This window comes from Streptomyces sp. 378 (genome assembly GCF_030124145.1).
GTDB lineage: Bacteria > Actinomycetota > Actinomycetes > Streptomycetales > Streptomycetaceae > Streptomyces.
Window position 1 is genome coordinate 23,211 of sequence record NZ_JASKMS010000050.1, and the last position, 7,855, is coordinate 31,065.

Annotated in this window: 6 protein-coding genes and 1 pseudogene; 4 read left to right on the top strand and 3 right to left on the bottom strand. The window is 70.9% G+C overall.

All coding sequences use genetic code 11. The features are described 5' to 3' along the window. Positions 1 to 29 precede the first annotated feature (29 nt). Positions 30 to 1,451 carry an aldo/keto reductase gene (locus QNO09_RS37730; protein WP_349637018.1) on the top strand — a complete coding sequence of 474 codons (1,422 nt, stop codon included), beginning with the start codon at positions 30 to 32 and terminating at the stop codon, positions 1,449 to 1,451. Here the strand turns inward: QNO09_RS37730 and QNO09_RS37735 are convergent. Next, positions 1,438 to 1,899, bottom strand: coding sequence for a hypothetical protein (locus QNO09_RS37735; RefSeq protein WP_283974748.1), 462 nt, complete (start codon positions 1,897 to 1,899; stop codon positions 1,438 to 1,440). The two genes, QNO09_RS37730 and QNO09_RS37735, sit on opposite strands and share 14 nt — an antisense overlap. Positions 1,900 to 2,168: 269 nt before the next feature. Next, complete coding sequence (locus QNO09_RS37740) at positions 2,169 to 2,507, bottom strand: hypothetical protein (RefSeq protein WP_349637019.1); 339 nt, start codon at positions 2,505 to 2,507, stop codon at positions 2,169 to 2,171. A 347-nt stretch (positions 2,508 to 2,854) separates the two neighbouring features. Here QNO09_RS37740 and QNO09_RS37745 point away from each other — a divergent pair, with 347 nt between their 5' ends. The 3 genes from QNO09_RS37745 (at position 2,855) to QNO09_RS37755 (ending at position 7,243) form a co-directional block, all read left to right on the top strand. Next, on the top strand, positions 2,855 to 3,781 hold the full coding sequence (locus QNO09_RS37745; protein WP_502962402.1) for an alpha/beta hydrolase: 927 nt from the start codon (positions 2,855 to 2,857) through the stop codon (positions 3,779 to 3,781). 81 nt (positions 3,782 to 3,862) lie between these two features. Continuing rightward, positions 3,863 to 4,330 (top strand): Ku protein, encoded by a 468-nt coding sequence (locus tag QNO09_RS37750; protein WP_349637020.1) that lies wholly within the window; start codon positions 3,863 to 3,865, stop codon positions 4,328 to 4,330. Between the two features lie 60 nt (positions 4,331 to 4,390). Further along, positions 4,391 to 7,243, top strand: a complete 2,853-nt coding sequence (locus QNO09_RS37755; RefSeq protein ID WP_283974750.1) for a hypothetical protein — start codon at positions 4,391 to 4,393, stop codon at positions 7,241 to 7,243. 133 nt (positions 7,244 to 7,376) lie between these two features. Here QNO09_RS37755 and QNO09_RS37760 read toward each other — a convergent pair. Further along, a pseudogene (locus QNO09_RS37760) lies at positions 7,377 to 7,747 on the bottom strand (transposase); the annotation flags it as partial. Positions 7,748 to 7,855 lie beyond the last annotated feature (108 nt).

The following is a 7,855-nucleotide window of genomic DNA, read 5'->3' on the forward strand; positions in this document are numbered from 1 at the left end:
TGGATGCACAGAGTCAAAAAGCTTCCTGCGTGTCACCTGGTTTGCAGACCCACACGGCGACGGACCTGATGGCGTGGGTGTCCGAGCGGCTGCTCGCGCACGAGGACTGGCGGCGCGATCTGCCGCTGCTCGCCGCGCCGGACGTTCAGGCCGACGCCGTGGACGGGATGCGCAAGCGGCTCGCGGAACTGCTGGACGACCCGACGCTGCTGGCCCGCTACCGGGCCGCGATGGACGGCCAGGCCGTCGGCCGGATGGTGCCGAGCCTGCCGTACATCGACGGCATCCCGGTCGACGGCGGCCTGCGGGTCCGGCTGACGACCGCCCGCGCGGTGCTGGAGGTCGGTGAGGACGCGGTGACGCTGTCCGCCGCCGGGAGCACGTTCGAGTTCGCGCCCGAGGCGGAGGCGGTGCTGCGCCCGCTGGTCGACGGCCGCACCGTGGATCTGGCCGCGCTCGCGGAAACAGCCGGCCTCGCCCTGGAGGACGTCGTCGGGCTGGTCCACGAGCTCGTTGCCGGGCAGGCCGCGACGGTGGGGGCTGTGACGGCACAGCTCGCTCTGGGCACCTACCGGTGCCGGGCGATCCCGGAGGCGGCCGTCCGTGCGGCCGCCTCCGGCGCGCAGTGGATCGACACCGCCCCCAACTACGCCACCGGCCAGGCGCAGACCCTGCTGGCCCCGGCCCTGGCCGCTCACCCGTCCCTGCGGATCGCAACGAAGGCCGGCTACTTCACCGCGGCCACCGGTGCCGATGCCGTGAACGCCGGTGTCCTCACCGAGGACCAGGCGGTGGTCGGGCACAGCCTCACCCCGGACTATGTGCGCGGGCAGATGGGCCGCAACCGTGCCCAGCTGGGGCGCGAGCGGCTGGACCTGGTCCTGCTGCACAACCCGGAGCGCGCCCACCCCGGCGACCGCCTGGCCCTGCACCGCGCGATGCGGGAGGCGTTCGTCATCCTCGAGGAAGCCGTGGCAGCCGGGCACGTGGCCGGGTACGGCATCGCCACGTGGGCTGGTCTGGAAGAGGAGGCGTTCACGGTGAGGGAGCTGCTCGCCCTGGCCGCCGAAGCCGCGGGCGGCCGGCACCACCTGGTCGCGGTCCAGATGCCGGTGAGCCTGGTGATGATGACGCCGATCGCGCAGGCCCTTCACGGCCGTGGCCCGCTCCCGGCCGCAGCCGGGGCGGGGCTGCGGGTGATGGCCTCCGCGCCGCTGCACGGCGGTGAGCCCCCCGGCATCGTCGACCAGGAGCTCGCCGACCTCATCCGGCCGGGCCTGACCCCCGCACAGGCGTGCGTCCTCGCGGTCGCGTCAAGCCCAGGAGTGACGGACGTCCTTCTGGCCACCTCCGGTGCGTCACACTGGAGTCAGGCGGCCGACGCCGTCGCCCACCCCTCCCTGACCGCCGCCAAGTTGCGGGAGATCACTGGTGTACTCACCTCCCCCTGACCCGGACACCGAACAGCGCATGCGCGCCCATCACGTCCGCGCCGCCCAGGCGCTGGACGTACGAGTCGAGCCGGGCGGGGAGTTCTGGGGTTGGGCCGGGCGCACCCTGGGTGCCCCGGCCCGCACCGCCACCGGGCAACCGGCGTGGCTGCGGCTCGTGTCCTCCCCGCAGGACAAGGCATCGGGGAAGCTGTGGGACGGAGCCCTCGACGCGCAGCACGTCTTCGGGGACCTCGACGGGCGCCGGCCCGCGCTCCTGGCGGTCCACGACGCCGTCGACGTACCGGGCGGAGTTGTCGGCCCGCGTCGACCAGCCGGTCCTGTCCGACGACCCGGTCCTCCAGCGCGACCTCCAGCTGCCGGACTCCTGGTGGACCGACCTCGCCGGGACGCTGGCGAAGGTCGCGGCCGTCGACACCGACCGCGTCGCCGTGCGACAGCAGTACATGGACCGGGCGATCCTCGAGTTCGTGGGCATCCCGGCCCCGGCCGTGACCCGCTGGACCGCCGCCCACTCCGACCTGCACTGGGCTAATGCCTGGCACCACGCGCTGTCGCCCGCTGAGGTTCTCCCGCCGCCTCGTTTTCACCCGACCGGGTACGCCCCCGGAGGGGTGTGGGCAGAAGCCGGTGAAGGCGGTGAAGGCGGTGGTGGCGCCGCTGTGGAAGCACAGGCCGCGGTCCCGCACGCTTCGTGTGTTCCAGGCCAGGGGCGTGTCACGTTGGGGCGGTCCGGGGTGGAGCACGGTGTGCAGTGCGGTGCAACGCGTGCTCCAGATCGAGCAGCGGCGCGCCCTGCAGCGCCTCTTCGCAGTCCGGTGCGTGCAGAACACCTTGGGCAGGGCCGCGCCCGCCGCTCATCTTCTGCAGCACCCACCCCGAAGGCCGGCGCTCCCCGAGCACCTCGCGGACCGCCGACTGGTGCGACGATTCCAGGCGCTCGGTGGCGACATGGTCGTAGTCGACGCCTTCGACCGGTCGCACATGGTCGGGCGCGCGAACCCACACCCAGTACTCCGCCGCTTCCACGCCGCCGTCCAACTGGTGGAGAGGCACTATTCGGAGGATGAGGTCGAGAAAGCGCGGACGCTACTGCGCTTCGGCGGCGGCGAATGCGCCGATGTCGTCAGCCTGCTCGTGGGCCGTGTACCGCCGCCTGGTGTAGCGATCCGCGCCGGGTGGGTGCGAGCTGTGGTGTTCCACGGATGGGGGATGGCGTGGCTGGCTCGGCTGGCTGGCACAGGGTGCGGCTTGGAGGATGAGGCGCGGGGCGCTGCCCTTGGCTTGGGTCCGGCTTTGGATCATCGTGGAGGTCGGTGGCGTGCTGTGTACGGCTGGCAGAGCAGTATCGATGCTTGTTCATCTCCGGCCCCGTCAGGGTCTGTGCCGTGGGTGATGCCCCGATGGTGCAGGTCGGCGCCCGAACACCGGCTCCACCGCAGCTGCACGACAGGCAGCTGTCCCTGGGTGTACGGCCTGTCAGCGTCGATGCGGACGGCGTCACGCTGTCTGGTCTGATGAGTGAGCCCGCAGATGGTTCTGCTCGTGCGGTGATCGTTGCGCTGCACGGCGGGGGGATGAACGCCGGGTATTTCGATGGTCAGGCGCACCCGGATATGTCCTTGCTGGCGTTGGGTGCGCGCTTGGGGTACACGGTGCTGGCGCTGGACCGTCCCGGCTACGGTGCGTCAGCCGGCCGCTTTCCGCGCGGGCAGAGACTGACCGCGCAAGCAGCTACTGTGCGGGCCGCAATAGCCGCCTTCACTGCCCGGCACGCACCCAGTGCAGGCACCTTGCTGCTGGGACATTCCTTCGGAGCCAAGGTCGCCTTCGCCGCCGCCGCTGACTGGAGCGTGCGGGAGTTACTGGGCGTGGACGTCTCGGGGTGCGGCCGCAGGCTCGCGGTGAACCCCGGCCTGGTCGGCTGTGAGGCGGGTCTTGGCCTGCGGCGGTTGAACTGGGGGCCGCTGGGCTTGTATCCAGTGGGGACATTCCAGGTGAGCCAGCCGGTGGTGGCGCCTACGCCTGCGCACGAGGTCGGCACGGTGGCGGGCTGGACGCGGCTGTCGGCTGTGATCCTGCCGCGCGTCCGCGTCCCCGTCCGGCTGACCTTCGCCGAGCATGAGGCCTGGTGGCGCCACGACGATGAGGAGATCGCGGATCTGACCGCGCGGCTGTCCGCAGCCCCGCGCGTCGTCGTTGATCGCCTGCCTCGTGCCGGCCACAACATCAGCCTCGGCTGGACCGCCCGCGCCTACCATCTCAAGGTTCTGGCGTTCGCAGAGGAATGCCTTGCCTATGCGCGGCACACGGCCCTGCGGGAATCCTGACCGCGGCAACCGCAGCACCACACCCCAGAGCGGGGCCAGGCGAGCCAACGATGCTGCAGGCGGTCGCGGTGCGCGCTGCTGGTGGAGGTCCTCTCCCGGACCAACCTCGTGGCCATGGCCAAGGTCGCGATCCGCAGCCGCGAACGCCAGGCGGTAGTCCGGCCGTACGCCGGAATGCTGCTGTTGCAGACCCTGCGCTGGCGCGATGAGATCCGCGACCCCGGGGACCTCGCCCACCTGGTCCCCGCCGTCCCGCTCAGTGACCGCGAGCGCCGACTGGCGGAGGTGCTGGTGCGGGAAATGATCGGCGTGGACGACAGCGTGGATCATGACCGGTACGCCCACGCCCTGGAGCAGCTGGTCGACGCTGTCGTCGCGGGAGACGAGTCGGCCGAACCGCCTCAGCCCGAACCTGCCGTCGATCTCATGACCGCGCTGCAGCAGAGCGTTGAGGAGGCACGATTCTTTCGCCTTCGCCAGCAGCAATGTGGGCGCGCTGCGGTCACATTGCTGCAGAAAGAGTCGAAAAGCGGCAAAGCCTCCGTATAACTCATTCCGCTCATAGGATCACGCGACGCTCCATCGACGTATGCCACTTGGAGGTTTCGCGTGCTGCACCCGCCCCCCGAGGACGAGCACCAGCTCGTCCTACCCGTCGGCTTCGACGAGATCGTCCGGGTGATCGACCGTTACGTCGCCGACCGGCGGGCTGGTCTGCCGCGCCTGTCACGATCCCGCGGACGCCGACCGCCGGCCCTGCTGCTGGCCCGCGAGCCGGACAGCGACGCGGCCGCGAGCCCTGGCGATCCGGACCCGGGGCTCACCGCACTCGTGCGGGCATACGGGCAGCGCCTTGTGTCCTCTGCCGGGAATGCCGCGACGCGGCATCGGACCAGCCTCGCGCCGCACGCCGTCATCCACGACGTGCGGCTCATCCGGGGCGGCGCGCGGGAGGACGCCATGGGCGGGCCGCACGTGCTGCTGCTGGAGGATGTGGCACGGCAACTGCGCACCTCCATGCCGGAGGGGGCCGGGGCCCTGCGGCTACCCGAGTTCGACACGTGCCTGGCGGTACTGCGCGCTGACCTCCCGCCCGGGGACGCGGAGGAGGAGCGACAGGCCCTGCGGGTCATGCTCTGCGACAGGTACACCCGGCGGTTCCAGCCGGCCGCCGAGACCGCGCAGCTCGGCGAGGCCGTGGGCGGAAAGTGGGGCGCAGTCCTGCAACTGCTGACCGCCCTCCCCAGCTGGCTGTGGCGCCTGTGGTACGGCATGCGCCTCGACCGACGCCACCCGTGGGTGGGCCGCATGCTGGGCCAGACCGGCCGGAGCTTCCTCAACGCGGCGGCGGAACTGCGCGCGGCGCACCAGCACACCCTGGCCCAGAACGCGGCGGAGACCCGGCATCCGGAGGCGGCTTCTCTGGTGGCCCGCGACGAGGCGGTGGTCCGCCAGGTCCTCCTCACCGCGCTGATCCGCGACCTGGCCAGGGCGGCACGGCCCCGGGTGTGGAGTCGCCTCCGCCCGCGGCGCAGATGGGCCTTCGTCCTGCTCCTGCCGACCGTGGGCGGCGAGGAATCCGCCTGCCGCAAGTTCCTGGACACGTACGCCGCCGTCGCCCGCGACACCGGCTCCAGTCCGCTGCTGGTGCTGGGCGCTGCCACGGACGAACTACCCTCGTACGCTGCCGATCTGCCGCGACAGACCATGCAGGGCGGCGCCCCCGACGCCCGCCGAGCCGGCCGGGCGGTGGCCGCGCTGTTCTCGGCGGCGATCGCCGGCCGGGCCGCCGATGCCGTGCACGTGCTGCCCCTGCCACGCACGCCCGACGACGGCACCGCGGCGGAACGGCTGGCCTCGCACCGCGCCGTCCACCTCCGTCACCCCCGCCGCCTCGACTGGGCGCGTCCGGTGGCAGCCGGCACCGCTGCGGCGGTGCTGTGCGCCGGCGGCGTCGCCTTGTCCAGGGAGCTGGTGGGGCTCTTCTTCGACGAGCACCCCACCGCTGTCGGACACCCCACCGCCTCCTGTCGGCAGGTGCCGACCGGAGAGGTTGTCGGCCTCACCGACGGCATCGACGGCTGCGACCTCGCCCATGGCCTGTACGCGCCGGACCTCAGAAGGCTGGTACGGACCCTCGGCCGCCAGAACGAGCAGGTGGACATGGACCGGCCCTATCGAACTCTCGTCTTCTTCGCGCCGCTGAGCGTCGGCTCGGAGTCGAAGCGCACCGTGCCCACGGGCTTCCAGATGCTTCGCGGCGCGCTGCTCGCCCAGAAGCAGGTCAACGACCGCCATCTGAAGTCCCAGGTGCCCGTGCGGTTGCTCGTCGCCAACGCCGGCGAGTACTTCCGCTACGGCTCACGCGGCGGCCTCAACACCACCAACCGCAGTGACGTGGACGTCACGCAGATGATCATCGACCGGGCGGACAAGGACCATATCGCGGCGGTCATCGGCCTGGCCCAGAGCCGTCCGGAGTCCCAGCAGGCCGCGATCGAACTGGGGACCCGGGGAATCACCGTTCTTGGAACGGGCGTTTCCGGCCAGCGCATGGTCGAGGGCAACTCACCCGTGTCCTACTTCCAGCTCTCACCGCCCAACGCGCGCATCGCCAAGGTCATGGCCGCCTTTGCTCGCCACTCGCCGCGGCTGCGGACCCTGGCGGAGCCGGCCTCCGGCCATTCCGGTCCGGCCGCCGTCGTCGTGTTCGATCCTCGGGATGAGTACTTCAGCGCCGACCTTGCCCACCGCTTCGACGCCGCCTACCGCTCGACCGGGCCGGTGCACCTCGTGCCGTACGGCGAGATGGAAGACGGGCGCCCCACGAGCGACGTCGCCGACACCGTCTGCACGCTGGTCCACCGCACCAACGGCTTCGTCCTCTACGCGGGCCGCTCCGGCGTCATGGAAGACCTGTTCCACTCCATGCAGGGCGACCGGGAATGCCGCGCCCGCCGGGGCCGCGTGGCGGTGCTGGCTGAAAGCCCTGCCCCGGGCCTGACCATGTATCCAAGGCTGATGCCGCAGAGGTACGGCGCGCTGACCCTCTTCTACAGCCAGTTCAGCCGGCCGACCCCCGGCGGGCCGTTCGCCAGATCCTTCCGGGAGGCGTTCCACCTGTCCGCGGAGAACGACGCCGCGGTGGGCTACGACGCCGTCAACATCCTCTCCGAGGCCATGAACGCCATCTTCACCACAGACCGCTTCTTCTCACCCAGTGCGCTCGTCACCTACCTGCAGGATCCCGGCGTCCGCGAGTACGTCGGGGAATCCGGGGTCATCACACTGGACAGCAGTCACAACTACCCGCCGAACAAGGAGATCCACATCCGCGAGATAACCCCCGAGGGCACGCAGGTCACAGACCTGACATGCGGCGTGCTCGCCGAGGGCGCGCGATCCGTCACCCACTGGGGGCCCGGCAGCCGCTTCGCCTGCCCGGTGGACGACGTCTCCTGACGACGCTCAGGCCGGGAGCATGACGAAGCCCACGGTAAAGCCTCGTACCGCGCGGACAAGGCAGAGTCAGGTACAGACGTAGCAAGGGCCCCGGGGGATCAGCTATGACTCCCCGGGGCTGCCCAAGCAAGGTGGGCAGGTACAGACGCCGGTCGATCAGTGTCCGTCCGCGGTCGGTGGCACAGGCGAGGAAGACGCCGACCTGGCAGTTCTCCGTCCGGTGCTGGAGTACTGCCGCTGCACCCCTGCCGACCGCGTCCCCTTCTTCAAGAAGCCCGTGTCGTCCACGACCAGGACGGCGTCGGGGTCGCCGAGGTTGTCGACCACGTACTGACGCACGTCGTCGAGTGCCTCATCGGCGTCTCACTCGATGCGATTCAGCATCCGGTGAATACGGTCCGGGCCTGCGTGGCCAGCTTCCTCTGTCAGCATCCAGCCGTTCTTCTGTTGCAGCCGAGGTACGGGAGTTCCTGGACGGCCACCTCTGAGCGGCCGCTGCGGCACGTGGCCGCGACGCCCGTCACGTCTCGTCTATGGGAGCTGCGCCTGAGCTTGGCGTTTATCCTCGCTGAGCTCGGTGCTCCTTGATCGATTCAGCGCGTTTGGCTGTCT